The sequence below is a fragment of the Pseudotabrizicola sp. L79 genome (assembly GCF_036553525.1).
Taxonomy (GTDB): domain Bacteria; phylum Pseudomonadota; class Alphaproteobacteria; order Rhodobacterales; family Rhodobacteraceae; genus Pseudotabrizicola.
In genome coordinates this window covers 62,092-76,257 of the sequence record NZ_JAZHDA010000046.1, presented here as the reverse complement: position 1 = coordinate 76,257, position 14,166 = coordinate 62,092, and the positions used below count along the sequence as shown (strand labels likewise).

The window sequence follows — 14,166 nt, the reverse complement described above, 5'->3', positions numbered from 1 at the left end:
GGAACAGGGTCAATCGCCGGTGTCGCCTGCATTGGGGGCGATGCTACCGATGTGCTTGAAAGATGCGTCTCGCCCTAGTCACCACTCTGCTTTGCTCCTTTACCCTGACGGCCTGCGTCGCGGCGACACCCCCCAAGGATGATGGCATTTTGCCCGTCATGCGGTGGGATCACCGGCCCGAGGCGACGGAATGGACAAAGTCGTCGATGAACGTGGTGGCCCTGCAAGATGACCGTCTGGCCGAAACCATCCCGGCCGATATCGAAGGCTGGTGCCCCGGATACAAGACAGCCAGCGTTCAGGATCGGCGGGCCTTTTGGGTGGGGCTGCTGTCGGCCACGGCAAAATACGAAAGCACCTGGAACCCAAAGGCATCGGGCGGGGGCGGCAAATGGATCGGTCTGATGCAGATCGACCCGCGCACGGCCCAGAATTATGGCTGCAAGGCCGACACGGCATCGGAATTGAAAGACGGTTCGGCCAATCTGGCCTGCGCCATTCGCATCATGTCCACCCAAGTGGCCAAGGATGGCATGGTGGCCGGGGGTGGCAACCGTGGCATCGGGCGCGATTGGGCGCCGTTCCGCAACGCGGCAAAGCGCGCCGATATGGCGGAATGGACCAAAAGCCAACCCTATTGCCAAGGCTGAACGGGGCTGAACGGGGCTGATCGCGCGGCTGTGTAATGCGGGCGCTTGCCCCGGCCCCGGTGGCTGCGTATCACTTGACCTATGATTCAGAACATTCTTGGCCGCTTGCTGGCCCCTGCCCCCGAACGTCTGCCCGAACCCGATGCCCGCGTCGCCCTTGCGGCGCTGCTGGTGCGTGTGGCGCGGGCCGATGGCCAGTATGACGCCGCCGAGATTGCCCGCATCGACCGGGTTCTGGCCCAGCATCACGGCCTGTCACCGTTTCAAGCTGCAGGCCTGCGCACCGAGGCCGAAGTGCTGGAGGCAAGCGCCCCCGACACCGTGCGCTTTACCCGCGCGCTGAAAGCCGCCACCGATCTGGAAGACCGGGCCGCGATGATGCAGGCGCTTTGGTCTGTGGCTTTGGCCGACAACACGCGCGATGCCGAAGAAGACACGTTGCTGCGGCTGGTGGCCGATCTTTTGGGCCTGCGTGATGTCGACTCGGCCTTGGCCCGGCAAAGGGCCGCCAAGGAATGATCGCATCTTTGGGGATGTATGACCGCGCCGAGACTGCGGGCGCGAATGATCGTCTTTGGGCCTTGATCCGTGACGGGCTGCGCCGGCGCGGGGTGGCCGCACCCGACCTGCTGACCCGGGGGGCCGGCGCCTATTGGCCCGCCTGGACATCGCCGGATCTGGTGCTGTCGCAAACCTGCGGCCTACCCTATCGCGCCGAACTGCACGACAAGGTTTCGCTGATCGGCACGCCCGATTACGGGGTGCAAGACTGCCCGCCCGGATACTATCGGTCGATCTTTGTGGCGCGGGCCGATGATCCACGCCCAAGGGCGGCCGATTTTGCCGATGCGGCTTTCGCCTATAACGACGGGCTGTCGCAATCGGGTTGGGCGGCCCCCAAGGCATGGTTTGCAGCCCAAGGTCTGGCCCTGACCCCCACGCTTTGCACCGAAGGCCATGCCGCGTCGGCGCGGGCCGTGGCCGAAGGGCGCGCTGATTTTGCCGCGATTGATGCGGTGACCTGGTCGTTGCTGCAGAGCTATGATCCTGTGGCCAAGGCACTGAAAGTCGTTGGCCAAACCGATCCAAGCCCCGGCCTGCCGCTGATTTCTGCGGCCTCTGCCACCGGTGCCGCGCATTTCGACGCAGTGGCGCAGGCGATTGCCGATTTGGCCCCCGACGACCGTCAGATCCTGCGGCTCAAGGGGCTGGTGCGCATCCCCTCTGCGGCCTATCTTGCCGTGCCCATCCCGGCGGCACCCCAGGCAGCCAGACCGTCGATTTGATCATTTTTGGGGCAAATGACCCTGCGTTCCGCACAAATGGCGTTGCAAACGGCCAAGTCTTGCGTCCTATTTGTGCAACTGTTCACCCCAAGCCACAGCCCGAGCGACCGCCACAGTGACCCTTTCTGCCGACACGCCCGTGATTGAGATCCACGACCTCCACAAGAGCTATGGCAGCCTTGAGGTGCTGAAAGGCGTTGATCTGACCGCCCCGCGCGGCCATGTGGTCAGCCTGATCGGATCATCGGGATCGGGCAAATCAACGCTGCTGCGCTGCTGCAATCTGCTGGAGGAAAGCCAGCAAGGCGAGATTCGCTTTGAGGGTGAGGCGGTGCGTTGGAAGGGCGAGGGCCTGAACCGCCACCCCGCCGACCGCGATCAGGTGACGCGGATGCGCACCAATCTGTCGATGGTGTTTCAGCAATTCAACCTGTGGTCCCACATGACGATTCTGCAAAATGTCATGGAGGCGCCGGTCACCGTGATGAAACGCGATCCGAAAGAGATTGAGGCGAAGGCCCGCGAATATCTGGCCAAGGTCGGCATCGTCGATAAATGCGATGCCTGGCCCGCGCAATTGTCAGGCGGTCAACAGCAACGCGCCGCGATTGCGCGCGCTTTGTGCATGGAACCCCGCGCCCTGCTGTTTGATGAACCGACCAGCGCGCTGGACCCGGAACTGGAACAAGAGGTCGTCAAGGTGATCAAGGCGCTGGCAGATGAAGGGCGCACGATGATTCTGGTGACCCATGACATGAAGCTGGCCGCCGATGTGTCAGATCATGTGATCTTCCTGCATCAAGGCAAGATCGAAGAACAAGGGCCACCCGATGCGCTGTTCGGCGCGCCCAAATCGGAACGCCTGCGCGGTTTCCTGTCCTCGACAGGATCGTTGAACTGAAACCATAACAACAGCTAACAACAGGGGAGACTTCCATGAAAAAGCTGATGCTGGCCACCGCGCTTCTGGCGCTGACCGCAGGGGCCTCGATGGCCCAGACCGTGCGTATGGGCACCGAGGGCGCTTACCCTCCCTACAACTTCATCAATGACAAGGGCGAGGTTGACGGGTTTGAGCGCGAATTGGGCGACAAGCTGTGCGAACTGGCGGGCCTGACCTGTGAATGGGTGACCACCGATTGGGATTCGATCATCCCCAACCTGCAGTCGGGCAACTACGACACCATCATCGCCGGCATGTCGATCACCGAAGAGCGTGAGCAGGTGCTGGACTTCACCCAGAACTACATTCCCCCAGCCTCGTCTTCCTATGTTGCGCTGACGGCTGATGCCAATATCGGCGAAGGTGCCGTGGTGGCGGCCCAGGTTGGCACGATTCAGGCAGGTTATGTCGCCGAATCCGGCGCAACCTTGCTGGAATTCGCAACGCCCGACGAAACCGTGGCCGCCGTGAAAAACGGTGAAGCGGATGCCGTCTTTGCCGACAAGGATTATCTGGCCCCGATCGCCGCGGAATCGGGCGGCGCACTGGTGTTGCTGGATGCCGATGTGCAGCTTGGCGGCGGCGTGGGCATGGGCCTGCGCGAAAGCGATACCGAGCTGAAGGAAAAGTTCAACGCAGCCATCCAGACGCTGAAGGATGACGGATCGCTGAATGCGATGATCAAGAAGTGGTTCGGCGACGAAGCCGCTGTGTTCTAAGTGATATTGGGCGCGCCGTCGTATCGGCGCGCCCATATTTCCCATGTTTGAATTTTGCGCCGATCCAAAGACCATCGAAGGCCTGCAATGGCTGACCTGCTACCTGACCACAGGCAAGCATTTTGATTTCTATTGGTCTTTCGTCACCGTCCTGATCCTGCTTGCCGTCACCGCGCCCGTGGCCCTGGCCTTTGGCTTTGGCGGTGCGATGGCTGCGCGCAGCCAGATCTTGCCGCTGCGGATGCTGGGCAAGGGCTATACCGCCATGGTGCGCGGGGTGCCCGACATCGTGTTTTTCCTGTTTTTCGTGATTGCGCTTGATCAGGGGATCGAGTGGCTAAACCATCAGATCCAATGCCCCGACTGGACAGAACCCGTGCGGCAGGGTCTTGAATTCCGCGTCTGCCCCGAGGCCAAGGTGCCGCTGAACAGCGCGCCGCAAACCGTGCACAAGTTGTATGGCTTTGGCCTTGCCGTGGTGACCTTTGCGCTGGTTTTTGGCGCTTTTGCGGCCAATGTGCTGTATGGCGCCATGACGGCGGTGCCGCGGGCGCAACTGGAAACGGCCGAGGCCTATGGCATGTCGCAGCGGCAGGTCTTTCGGCGTGTTCTGGTGCCGCAGATGTGGGTCTATGCCCTGCCCGGCCTGTCGAACCTGTGGATGATCCTGATCAAGGCCACGCCCCTTTTGTTCCTGCTGGGCATTCAGGATATTGTCTATTGGGCGCGCGAACTGGGCGGCGCCAAGACCAGTGCCTATGAATACCCGCACCCTGATTGGCGGCTTTGGTATTTCCTGTTCTTGCTGGTGTTTTATCTGGCCTTCACCAAAGTGTCAGAGTTGGTCTTGAACCGCATCTCGGCCCGGCTGTCGCATGGGCAGGCCACGGCCGCCGGGGAAGCCATGCGAAAGGCGGCGCTATGACCTGCTGGGAAACCATTGGCGCCTATGCCTTCCGATCACTGGGATACGGCGAACGGTTGTTGCCGCGCAGCGACTTTACCCTGTGCCAGCAATTCACGCTGATCGGCTCGGGCATGATCTGGAATGTCTATTTTGGCGTGTTGGCGCTGTTCTTTGGCTTTTTTCTGGCCAACCTGCTGGCCCTTGCCAAGGCATCCTCCAGCCCATTGGCACGCAAACCCGCGGAATGGTTCATCTTTCTCTTTCGCGGCTCGCCCCTCTTTATCCAGTTCTTTCTGGCCTATGAGGCCTTGCAGATGCTGCCCAGGGCCGGGATCACCGTGTTGGGCATCACGGTTGAGACCGCCTGGACGACCAAGGCCTGGGCCGGGGCGCTGTTTGTTCTGTTCCTGAACACCGCCGCCTATTCAGCCGAGATCTTTTACGGGGCGCTGCGGTCGATCCCCAAGGGCGATCTTGAGGCTGCCGATGCCTATGGCATCACCGGATGGGCACGTTTTCGGCGTATCCAATGGCCCACGATGCTGCGACTTGCCTGGCCTGCCTATACCAACGAGGCGATCTTTCTGTTCCACTCGACCGCGCTGGTGTTCTTCTCGGGCTTTCCCGCCTTTCAACAGCGTGGCGATGCGCTGTATTACGCCAGCTATTTCGCCGACAAGACGTTCAACCCGTTCGTGCCCTACCCGATCGTGGCCCTGTATTTCATCATTCTGACGCTGATCTTGATCACGATTTTCGGGGCAATCAACAAGCGCCTGAACCGGCACCTGCCTTCGAACATGGGAAGCAAAATTCGCTTGCGTCCGCAACTGATCAGGTAGTAGCCTATTTTTGATCAAATTTTTCGGGCACCCGCCCAAACCCGGCTTTTTTCCGGGGACCAAGGATCAAAACAGGGAAATGCATCGGGTCTGCCGCCATGACAGGCCCGGTCTTTAACGAACATGATGAAGGACTATCTGCGGAAAAACCCGCATGTCAGAACAATCCGCGTTGCCGCAGCCGATTTGAACGGTCAGGCCCGCGGCAAGCGCATTCCGGCACGATTTGCCGACAAGGCCGTCAAGGATGGCACCCGGTTTCCGTTTTCGGTACTGAATCTGGATATCTGGGGCGAAGATATCGACGACAGCCCGCTGGTCTTTGAACAAGGCGATCAGGATGGGGTGCTGAAACCCACCGAACGCGGCTTTATGCCGATGCCGTGGCTTGAGGCGCCGACCGCCCTGCTGCCGATCTGGATGTTCCGCGAAAACGGTCAGCCCTATGAAGGCGACCCGCGCCATGCCCTGAATGCGGTCGTTCAGCGTTACAAGGCGCGCGGGCTGACCCCGGTTGTCGCGATGGAGCTGGAATTCTTCCTGATCGACGATTCCGGCAAGAACCTGCAAGTGCCGCTGTCGCCCCGGTCGGGCAAGCGCCGCAAGGCCGCCGAAACGCTGTCGATCCGGGCGCTGGATGCCTTCGACACCTTCTTTACCGATCTTTACGACGCCTGCGAGGCGATGGACATACCGGCCGATACCTCAACCTCGGAAACCGGCTTGGGCCAGTTCGAAGTGAACCTGATGCATTGCGACGATGCCTTGCGCGCCGCCGATGATGCCTGGTTGTTCAAGATGCTGGTTAAAGGTCTGGCGCGCCGTCACGGCTTTGCCGCCAGCTTTATGGCCAAACCCTATGCCGAATATTCCGGTTCGGGCCTGCACACCCATTTCAGCGTGATCGACAAGGACGGCGACAACGTCTTTGATTCAGGCGGCCCCAAGGGCACGGCGATGCTGCGCCATGCGGTTGCAGGTTGTCTGAATGCCATGCACGATTCCACGCTGCTGTTTGCGCCGCATCAGAACAGCTATGAACGCCTGGTGCCCGACAAACACGCCCCCACCGCGATTTGCTGGGGCTATGAAAACCGCACGGCTGCTGTTCGTATTCCTGCTGGCAGCCCCGCGGCGCGTCGGATTGAACATCGCGTCGCGGGTGGGGATGTGAACCCCTATCTGATGCTGGCCGTGATTCTGGGCGCGGCACTAGATGGCATCGAGCATGAGATGGAGCCGCCCTCACCCGTCACGGGCAATGCCTATGCGGTTGACGGGTTGCAGCAAATCCCGTCCTCGTGGGAAGCCGCGATTGACGCTTTTGAACAATCCGACATCCTGCCCCGGTTCCTTCACCGCGAATTGATCCGCAATCTGGTGCAGACCAAACGGCAGGAACTGCACTATATTGAGGATTTGTCGGAATCCGAACGGATCGAACTTTATCTCGATACCGTCTGAACACAGCCGCCCGGGGCAAAGTCTTGCTTGACCAGCCCCGGGCACGCTGGGTTAAACTGAATAGAACGCACACAGGTATCCATGCTGATCGGCATCTTGCAAACCGGGCTTGCGCCTGAAAACCTCGCCCAAGATCAGGGCGATTACCCCGATATGTTTGCCCGGCTGCTGGATGGACATGGATTTACCTTCAAGACCTATCGTGTCGTCGAAGGTGAGTTTCCGGCCTCGGTAAAAGATTGTGACGGCTGGCTGATCACCGGATCACGTCATGGCGCCTATGAAGATCATCCGTGGATTCCACCGCTAGAGCAGTTCATCCGCGATGCCTTTGCCGCACGCGTGCCGATGGTGGGCATCTGTTTCGGCCACCAGATCATCGCCCAAGCCATGGGCGGCACGGTGGAACGCTATGCCGGGGGCTGGGCCGTGGGGGCGACGGAATATGATTTTGGGGGCGAAAAGCGGGTTCTGAATGCCTGGCACCGCGATCAGGTGACAAAACGGCCCGAAGGGGCCAAGGTCATTGCCAGCAACGACTTTTGCGCCAATGCGGCCCTGCTTTATGATGATCGCGCGCTGACCGTGCAGGCGCACCCCGAGTTTCGCCCGGAATTCGTTGACGGGTTGATGAAAACACGGGGCAAAGGGATCGTGCCCGATGCGCTGATGGCCGAGGCCACTGCCCGTCTGGACCAACCTTTGCACGACAAGACCATTGCCGCGCAGATTGCGGCTTTTTTCAAGGCACCGCGGGCCTGACGCCTGACGGGCAAAAGCAGAGTGTGACCGATGTCCAACTGGACGGATAAGCTGCCCGAGGCAGCGTTGGAATTCATCGCCAACCGGCGAGTGGATGAGGTGGAGTGCATCATTGGCGATATCGCCGGTGTGGCGCGTGGCAAGGCGATGCCCGCCGCGAAATTTGGCCAGCAAACCAGCTACTTCCTGCCAAATTCCATCTTCTTGCAGACCATCACCGGGGAATGGGCCGACAACCCGTTCGACGCCTTTACCGAACCCGACATGATCCTCGAGCCTGACTGGACAACCGCCACCGCGGCCCCTTGGACGGCGGATGTGACCTTGCAGGTCATCCATGATGCAAAAGACCAGAAAGGCAATCTGGTGCCCTTTGCGCCGCGCAACGTGCTGCGCCGGATCGTTCAACTGTACGAAGCGCAAGGCTGGCGCCCGGTCGTCGCCCCAGAGATGGAGTTTTTCCTGACCGCGCGCAACATCGACCCGAACATGCCGGTGCAACCGCCCATGGGCCGCTCAGGCCGCAGGGCGGCGGGCAAGCAGGCCTATTCGATGTCGGCCGTGGATGAATATGGCAAGGTCATCGACGACATCTATGATTTTGCCGAGGCGCAGGGGCTGGAGATTGACGGCATCTTGCAAGAGGGTGGCGCAGGCCAGATCGAGTTGAACTTGGCCCATGGCGATCCGGTCCGGCTGGCTGATGATGTGTTTTTCTTCAAGCGCCTGATCCGCGAGGCCGCCCTGCGCCATGATTGCTTTGCCACTTTCATGGCCAAGCCCATTGCAGGCGAGCCGGGCAGTGCGATGCACATCCACACCTCGGTCGTCGATACGAAAACCGGCGAAAACATCTTTTCGGGGCCCGAGGGCGGCGAAACCGAGGCGTTCAACCATTTCATCGGCGGCATGCAAAACCACATGGCAGCCGCGATTGCGCTGATGGCCCCCTATGTGAACAGCTATCGCCGCTATGTTCCCGACTTTGCCGCGCCGATCAATCTGGAATGGGGGCGCGATAACCGCACCACCGGTCTGCGCATTCCCATTTCCTCGCCCGCCGGACGCCGGGTTGAAAACCGACTGCCGGGCATGGATTGCAACCCCTATCTGGGCATCGCAGCGACACTGGCCTGCGGCTATCTGGGGCTGATGGAGAAAAAGGCAGCGCGGCCCGAATTCATCGGCTCGGCCTATATCGACAGCGATGAAATCCCGGTCAATCTGGGCGATGCGCTGGATCTGCTGGATGAGGATGAGGGGCTGAAAGAGGTTCTGGGCGTCGAGTTCTGCACCGTTTACGACAGTGTAAAGCGCAACGAATACAAAGAGTTTCTTCAGGTGATCAGCCCCTGGGAACGCGAACACCTGCTGTTGAACGTATGAACCTTTTGCATGTGAACGACACGGCGGGGGAATACCCCGCCTCATATTACGCGGCGACCGCCGCGCCCTTTGATCGTCTGCCCATGCTGAAAGGCGAACGCCGGGCCGATGTCTGCATCATCGGGGGCGGTTATACCGGGCTTTCGGCGGCGCTGCATCTGGCGCAGGCAGGCTATGATGTGGTTCTGCTTGAGGCACATCGCATCGGCTTTGGGGCCTCGGGGCGCAACGGGGGGCAGGTCGGCTCGGGCCAACGGCAAGAGCAGGACTGGCTGGAAAAGGCCTATGGCACCGAGACGGCGCGCAAGCTGTGGGATATGGGAGAGGACGCCAAGGCACTGGTGCGCGGCCTGATCGACCGGCATCAGATGCCCGTCACCTTTTACCCCGGTGTCGCCCATGCCTGCTGGACCGAGGCCGAGGTGCGCCACAGCCGGGCCTATGCCGAAAAACTGCACCGCGACTATGGCTATGACCAGATCGAAACGCTGGATCAAACGGCGATCCGCCGCCTGATCGGATCGCGGGCCTACAAGGGCGGCGATCTTGACCTTGGCGCGGGCCATCTGCATCCGCTGAACTTTGCGATTGGCCTTGCTACGGCGGCCAAGGCCGCGGGCGCCCATCTGTTTGAACGGTCTGAGGTGCATCACATTCGCCATGGGTCAAAACCCGTGGTCAGCACCGCGTCGGGCAAGGTCACCTGCGATCACCTGATCCTGGCCTGCAACGGCTATCTGGGCGGGTTAGAGCGCAAGGTGGCGGCGCGGGTGATGCCGATCAACAATTTCATTGTGGCAACCGAACCCTTGGGTGACGCCGCACCCGAGGTGTTGGCCCAGCCTGTGGCCGTGGCCGATACCAAATTCGTGGTCAACTACTGGCGTCTGTCCGAAGACAACCGACTGCTGTTCGGGGGCGGGGAAAGCTATGGCTATCGCTTTCCCGATATCTTGAAAACCGTTTCAAAACCGATGCTTGAGGTTTACCCACAGCTGCGCGGCGCCCGCATAGATTACGCATGGGGCGGCACTTTGGCGATCACCATGAACCGCATGCCCTGCCTGACACGGCCCGCGCCCAATGTGCTGTCGGCCTCGGGCTATTCGGGGCATGGGGTGGCGATGGCAACGCTGGCGGGCAAGCTGATGGCCATGGCCGTTGATGGCCAGGCGCGTGACTTTGATGTGCTGGCCAACCTGCCACAGCAACGCTTTCCGGGCGGGGCGGCGCTGCGATGGCCGCTTTTGGTCTTGGCGATGACGTGGTTTTCCCTGCGCGACCGCTTGGGCGTCTGACGCAGGCTTTTGCCCGTTCATAAACCTGTCACTGGCCCGTCTGGCCGCAATCAGGCTATGTCACGGCAGATGCGACGCAAGGATTGCAAGATGGCCCCTGACGGACATGTTCTGCCCCCCAACACCTATGATGCCGAACCGATCCCCGACTCGGCCCGCGCCGAGATTGACCGCCTGCTGACCTCGGGCGATCTGTTCCGCTATACCGCCCCGCAGGATGCGCCCGTGGCCCTGCTGGAGCGCGACTTTGCCCAACTGCTGGGCAGCCGCTATGCCTTGGCCGTGTCATCTTGTTCGGCGGCGCTGTTCCTGTCGCTCAAGGCGCTGGACCTGCCGCGTGGGGCCAGGGTGCTGATCCCCGCCTTTACCTTTGCGGCGGTGCCCTCGGCCATCGTGCATGCCGATTGCACCCCGGTTCTGGTCGAGGTCGGCGCGGATTACCGTATTGATCTGGCAGATTTCGCGCGCAAGGTGCCGGGGGCAGATGCGGTGATGATCAGCCATATGCGGGGCCACACATCGGACATGGACCAGATCTTGGCCATGGCCGATGCTGCGGGCATCCCCGTGATCGAAGATGCGGCGCATTCTTTGGGCACAGTCTGGGCCGGGCGCAATATTGGCACCCTTGGCAAGATCGGCTGCTTCAGCTTTCAGTCCTACAAACTGATCAACGCGGGCGAAGGCGGCATCATGGTGACCGACGATCCCGAACTGGCGGCGCGGGCCGTGATCATGTCGGGGGCCTATGAAGAGAACTGGAAAAAGCATCCGGGGCTGCAAAACTCGGTCGCGCACTGGCAGAACCGCCTGCCGCTGTATAATCTGCGCCTGCAGAACCTGTCTGCCGTGGTGATCCGCGCGCAATTGCCCGAGATGGCCCGCCGCGTGCAAGATGGCCGGCGCAATCACGACCATGTCGCGGCGCGGCTGAACCAATCGGGCCTGATGCAGGTGCCTGCCGCCCTGCCCCCCGAAAGCCGCGCCCCGGATTCGATCCAGTTCAACCTGACAGGCGACTGGACAGATGCAGAGGCCCGCAGTTTTCAGGCAAAGGCCAAGGCGCGGGGTGTTTCGGTGCAGGTTTTCGGGCTGTCCGAGGGCAATGCCCGTGCCTATTGGAACTGGCAATTCCTGCCCGACCTGCCCGATTTGCCGCAAACGCGTGCCATGCTGATGCGGGCCTGCGATGTGCGCCTGCCTGCCCGCCTGACACGGCCCGAGTTGGACGTGATCGCCACAGCCCTGATCGAGGCCGCCCATGCCGCCCGCACAGAGCCCAACCAGGCTTAATGCGCGAAAACGCCGTCCATTGTCGGGAACCCCTTGAACTCCAGGGGGTTTCCGCTGGGGTCGCGCAGGAACATCGTCCATTGCTCGCCCGGTTCACCCTCAAAGCGCACGGACGGGGGCAAGATGAATTGCGTTCCCGCCGCGGTCAGGCGCTTGGCCAGTGCGCGCCAGTCTTCCAGCGCCAGAACCACGCCAAAATGCGGCATCGGCACCATCTTGTCGCCCACCTTGCCGGTGGCCTCATTCTGGAACGGCTGGCCCAGATGCAGGCTAAGCTGATGGCCAAAAAAGGAAAAATCAACCCAACTCGGGGCTGAGCGGCCCTCGGCGCAGCCCAAGGTCGTGCCATAGAACGCACGCGCTTCGTCAAGATCGCGCACATGGATCGCCAGATGAAAAGGGGTCAGCATCGCAAGGCTCCTGAGTGGTTTCGGTCAAAGTAGCGATTTACCCGCCCGCGGCAACGCCCTAGTCTGCGCGCCAACCGCAAGGAGGATTCCATGACTGATGCCCCAACCTATGGCTTTGACACCTTGGCTATCCATGCCGGGGCCGAGCCTGACCCCGCCACCGGCGCGCGCCAGATCCCGATCTATCAGACCACGGCCTATGTGTTCAAAGACGCCGACCACGCGGCGCGGTTGTTCAATCTGCAAGAGGTTGGTTTTATCTATTCGCGCCTGACCAACCCCACGGTCAGTGCCCTGGCCAACCGTGTTTGCGCGCTGGAAGGTGGTGCAGGGGCGGTTTGCTGTTCATCCGGTCATGCCGCGCAGATCATGGCGCTGTTTCCGCTGATGGGGCCCGGCCTGAACATCGTGGCCAGCACCCGGCTTTATGGCGGCACGCTGACCCAGTTCAGCCAGACCATCAAACGCTTTGGCTGGTCGGCCAAATTCGTCGATTTCGACGATCTGGCCGCCGTCGAGGCCGCCATTGACGACAACACCCGCGCGATTTTCTGCGAATCCATCGCCAATCCCGGCGGCTATATCACCGATCTGGATGCGGTGGCCGCGGTGGCGAACAAGGTCGGCTTGCCGCTGATCGTCGATAACACCACGGCCAGCCCCTATCTGTGCAACCCGATCAAGCACGGGGCCACGCTGGTGGTGCATTCGGCGACCAAGTATCTGACGGGCAATGGCACCGTCACCGGCGGCGTTGTGGTCGACTCGGGCAAATTCGACTGGTCGGCCAGCGGCAAGTTCCCCTCGCTGTCCGAGCCCGAGCCCGCCTATCATGGTCTGGCCTTTCATCCCGCCCTTGGATCGATGGCCTTTACCTTCCACTCGATCGCCATCGGCTTACGTGACCTTGGCATGACGATGAACCCGCAAGGCGCGCATTACACGCTGATGGGGATCGAGACATTGGGCCTGCGCATGCAGCGCCATGTCGAAAACGCCAAGGCTGTCGCCAAATGGCTAGAGGCCGATCCGCGGGTGGATTTCGTCACCTATGCCGGGCTGGAAAGTAGCGCCTATCATGAACGCGTGGCGCGGATCTGCCCCAAAGGGGCTGGCGCGCTGTTCACCTTTGGGGTCAAGGGCGGCTATGATGCCTGCGTGAAATTGATCAACAATCTCAAACTGTTCAGCCATGTGGCCAATCTGGGCGACACGCGCAGCCTGATCATTCACTCGGCCTCGACCACACACCGCCAGCTGACCGAAGAGCAGCAGATCAAAGCGGGTGCTGCCCCGAATGTTGTGCGTGTGTCGATCGGGATCGAAGATGCCGCCGATATCATCGCCGATCTGGATCAGGGGCTGGCGGCGGCCCATGCCTGATCAGGGGCGCGCGCGATCGCCTCGCGCGCGCCTGCCCGTCTTTACTGGACGATCTCGAACACAATCGTGACGGTGGCCGTGGTGGCCACCTCACCGCCCTGCACCGGCACAGGCGCCGCTTCGGCTGCGGCGCGGAACATCGGCGCAGGCTGTGCATAACCGCCGTTTTCGTTGATCGACACGATCTTGCCCAAACGCGCCCCAGCTGCTGTCACCAGCAGTTCGGCCCGCGCCCGCGCATCGGCAACCGCCTCGGTCCGCGCCTCATCCATGGCGGGGCGTGGGTTGGACAGGCCAAAGCTGATACCGTTCAACGTATTCGCCCCATCCGTGATGGCGGCATCCAGCACCTCGCCCAGTTTCGGCAGATCGCGGATCCGCACCATCAACTGATTGCTGGCGGTATAGCCCACGATCTTGGGCGTGGCGCCGCTGTCATATCCTGTCCAATTCGGGTTCAGTGACAGATTTGACGTCTGCAAATCCCGGTCGGCTATGCCTGCCGCCTTCAATCGCTCCAGCACTGCGGTCAAAGCTGCGGAATTGGCCGACATCGCCTCGGTTGCCGTCGCCCCTTCGGTGGTCACACCCAGTGACAGCACCGCCATGTCTGGCGCCCCCTCGACCGAGCCTTCACCCGAAACGGTGATCGTTGCCGCAGTCTCGGCCCATGTCGGCATTGACAACGGGGCCAGCAAGGGCAGGGAAAGAACGATGGCCTTGAAAACAGACATGATGAAACCTCCGTGGCTATGGTCTTGCACATTTCAGGGATAAGACGGCAGTCGCAAGCCGATCCTTGGCGGGGGGCGGGCTTTTTCTT

15 protein-coding genes are annotated in these 14,166 nt (G+C 61.3%); 13 read left to right on the top strand and 2 right to left on the bottom strand.

Translation table 11 applies throughout. The features are described 5' to 3' along the window. Positions 1 to 62 precede the first annotated feature (62 nt). The 12 genes from V3C85_RS08740 to V3C85_RS08685 all read left to right on the top strand — a co-directional run bounded on the left by V3C85_RS08740 (position 63) and on the right by V3C85_RS08685 (position 11,550). On the top strand, positions 63 to 650 hold the full coding sequence (locus tag V3C85_RS08740; RefSeq protein ID WP_331794707.1) for a transglycosylase SLT domain-containing protein: 588 nt from the start codon (positions 63 to 65) through the stop codon (positions 648 to 650). A gap of 81 nt (positions 651 to 731) precedes the next feature. Further along, positions 732 to 1,169: a tellurite resistance TerB family protein gene (locus V3C85_RS08735; protein WP_331794706.1), complete on the top strand. Its 438-nt coding sequence runs from the start codon at positions 732 to 734 to the stop codon at positions 1,167 to 1,169. Continuing rightward, positions 1,166 to 1,936, top strand: a complete 771-nt coding sequence (locus V3C85_RS08730) for a phosphate/phosphite/phosphonate ABC transporter substrate-binding protein (protein ID WP_331794705.1) — start codon at positions 1,166 to 1,168, stop codon at positions 1,934 to 1,936. The genes V3C85_RS08735 and V3C85_RS08730 overlap by 4 nt, the downstream gene beginning before the upstream one ends. A 115-nt stretch (positions 1,937 to 2,051) precedes the next feature. After that, positions 2,052 to 2,837, top strand: a complete 786-nt coding sequence (locus V3C85_RS08725) for an ABC transporter ATP-binding protein (RefSeq protein WP_331794704.1) — start codon at positions 2,052 to 2,054, stop codon at positions 2,835 to 2,837. A 35-nt stretch (positions 2,838 to 2,872) separates the two neighbouring features. Continuing rightward, positions 2,873 to 3,598 (top strand): transporter substrate-binding domain-containing protein, encoded by a 726-nt coding sequence (locus tag V3C85_RS08720; protein ID WP_331794703.1) that lies wholly within the window; start codon positions 2,873 to 2,875, stop codon positions 3,596 to 3,598. Positions 3,599 to 3,641: 43 nt separating this feature from the next. Further along, positions 3,642 to 4,523, top strand: coding sequence for an ABC transporter permease (locus V3C85_RS08715; protein WP_331794702.1), 882 nt, complete (start codon positions 3,642 to 3,644; stop codon positions 4,521 to 4,523). After that, the gene (locus tag V3C85_RS08710) at positions 4,520 to 5,347 is read left to right on the top strand and encodes an ABC transporter permease subunit (protein ID WP_331794701.1); all 828 of its coding nucleotides are present in this window, start codon (positions 4,520 to 4,522) and stop codon (positions 5,345 to 5,347) included. The genes V3C85_RS08715 and V3C85_RS08710 overlap by 4 nt, the downstream gene beginning before the upstream one ends. 126 nt (positions 5,348 to 5,473) lie before the next feature. Then, positions 5,474 to 6,811 (top strand): glutamine synthetase family protein, encoded by a 1,338-nt coding sequence (locus V3C85_RS08705; RefSeq protein ID WP_331794700.1) that lies wholly within the window; start codon positions 5,474 to 5,476, stop codon positions 6,809 to 6,811. A gap of 81 nt (positions 6,812 to 6,892) precedes the next feature. Next, positions 6,893 to 7,573 (top strand): type 1 glutamine amidotransferase, encoded by a 681-nt coding sequence (locus V3C85_RS08700; RefSeq protein ID WP_331794699.1) that lies wholly within the window; start codon positions 6,893 to 6,895, stop codon positions 7,571 to 7,573. A gap of 30 nt (positions 7,574 to 7,603) precedes the next feature. After that, complete coding sequence (locus tag V3C85_RS08695; protein WP_331794698.1) at positions 7,604 to 8,959, top strand: glutamine synthetase family protein; 1,356 nt, start codon at positions 7,604 to 7,606, stop codon at positions 8,957 to 8,959. Continuing rightward, the gene (locus V3C85_RS08690; RefSeq protein WP_331794697.1) at positions 8,956 to 10,257 is read left to right on the top strand and encodes an NAD(P)/FAD-dependent oxidoreductase; all 1,302 of its coding nucleotides are present in this window, start codon (positions 8,956 to 8,958) and stop codon (positions 10,255 to 10,257) included. Before V3C85_RS08695 ends, V3C85_RS08690 begins: the two co-directional genes overlap by 4 nt. A gap of 90 nt (positions 10,258 to 10,347) precedes the next feature. Continuing rightward, the gene (locus V3C85_RS08685; protein WP_331794696.1) at positions 10,348 to 11,550 is read left to right on the top strand and encodes a DegT/DnrJ/EryC1/StrS family aminotransferase; all 1,203 of its coding nucleotides are present in this window, start codon (positions 10,348 to 10,350) and stop codon (positions 11,548 to 11,550) included. Here the strand turns inward: V3C85_RS08685 and V3C85_RS08680 are convergent. Next, a complete protein-coding gene (locus tag V3C85_RS08680) occupies positions 11,547 to 11,960 on the bottom strand; it encodes a VOC family protein (RefSeq protein WP_331794695.1) in 414 nt (137 codons plus the stop codon). The two genes, V3C85_RS08685 and V3C85_RS08680, sit on opposite strands and share 4 nt — an antisense overlap. A 90-nt stretch (positions 11,961 to 12,050) precedes the next feature. Here V3C85_RS08680 and V3C85_RS08675 point away from each other — a divergent pair, with 90 nt between their 5' ends. Then, complete coding sequence (locus tag V3C85_RS08675; RefSeq protein WP_331794694.1) at positions 12,051 to 13,343, top strand: O-acetylhomoserine aminocarboxypropyltransferase/cysteine synthase family protein; 1,293 nt, start codon at positions 12,051 to 12,053, stop codon at positions 13,341 to 13,343. A gap of 41 nt (positions 13,344 to 13,384) precedes the next feature. On the opposite strand, the gene V3C85_RS08670 is transcribed toward V3C85_RS08675, so the two are convergent. After that, positions 13,385 to 14,077 (bottom strand): SIMPL domain-containing protein, encoded by a 693-nt coding sequence (locus tag V3C85_RS08670; protein WP_331794693.1) that lies wholly within the window; start codon positions 14,075 to 14,077, stop codon positions 13,385 to 13,387. Between the last annotated feature and the right edge of the window lie 89 nt (positions 14,078 to 14,166).

Excerpts from the sequence above, each read along its gene's own strand:
- V3C85_RS08695 (WP_331794698.1), top strand. The coding sequence starts at position 7,604 with ATGTCCAACTGGACGGATAAGCTGCCCGAGGCAGCGTTGGAATTCATC.
- V3C85_RS08740 (WP_331794707.1), top strand. The coding sequence starts at position 63 with ATGCGTCTCGCCCTAGTCACCACTCTGCTTTGCTCCTTTACCCTGACG.
- V3C85_RS08730 (WP_331794705.1), top strand. The coding sequence starts at position 1,166 with ATGATCGCATCTTTGGGGATGTATGACCGCGCCGAGACTGCGGGCGCG.
- V3C85_RS08685 (WP_331794696.1), top strand. The coding sequence starts at position 10,348 with ATGGCCCCTGACGGACATGTTCTGCCCCCCAACACCTATGATGCCGAA.
- V3C85_RS08715 (WP_331794702.1), top strand. The coding sequence starts at position 3,642 with ATGTTTGAATTTTGCGCCGATCCAAAGACCATCGAAGGCCTGCAATGG.
- V3C85_RS08690 (WP_331794697.1), top strand. The coding sequence starts at position 8,956 with ATGAACCTTTTGCATGTGAACGACACGGCGGGGGAATACCCCGCCTCA.
- V3C85_RS08670 (WP_331794693.1), bottom strand. The coding sequence starts at position 14,077 with ATGTCTGTTTTCAAGGCCATCGTTCTTTCCCTGCCCTTGCTGGCCCCG.
- V3C85_RS08700 (WP_331794699.1), top strand. The coding sequence starts at position 6,893 with ATGCTGATCGGCATCTTGCAAACCGGGCTTGCGCCTGAAAACCTCGCC.
- V3C85_RS08720 (WP_331794703.1), top strand. The coding sequence starts at position 2,873 with ATGAAAAAGCTGATGCTGGCCACCGCGCTTCTGGCGCTGACCGCAGGG.
- V3C85_RS08705 (WP_331794700.1), top strand. The coding sequence starts at position 5,474 with ATGAAGGACTATCTGCGGAAAAACCCGCATGTCAGAACAATCCGCGTT.
- V3C85_RS08680 (WP_331794695.1), bottom strand. The coding sequence starts at position 11,960 with ATGCTGACCCCTTTTCATCTGGCGATCCATGTGCGCGATCTTGACGAA.
- V3C85_RS08710 (WP_331794701.1), top strand. The coding sequence starts at position 4,520 with ATGACCTGCTGGGAAACCATTGGCGCCTATGCCTTCCGATCACTGGGA.
- V3C85_RS08675 (WP_331794694.1), top strand. The coding sequence starts at position 12,051 with ATGACTGATGCCCCAACCTATGGCTTTGACACCTTGGCTATCCATGCC.
- V3C85_RS08735 (WP_331794706.1), top strand. The coding sequence starts at position 732 with ATGATTCAGAACATTCTTGGCCGCTTGCTGGCCCCTGCCCCCGAACGT.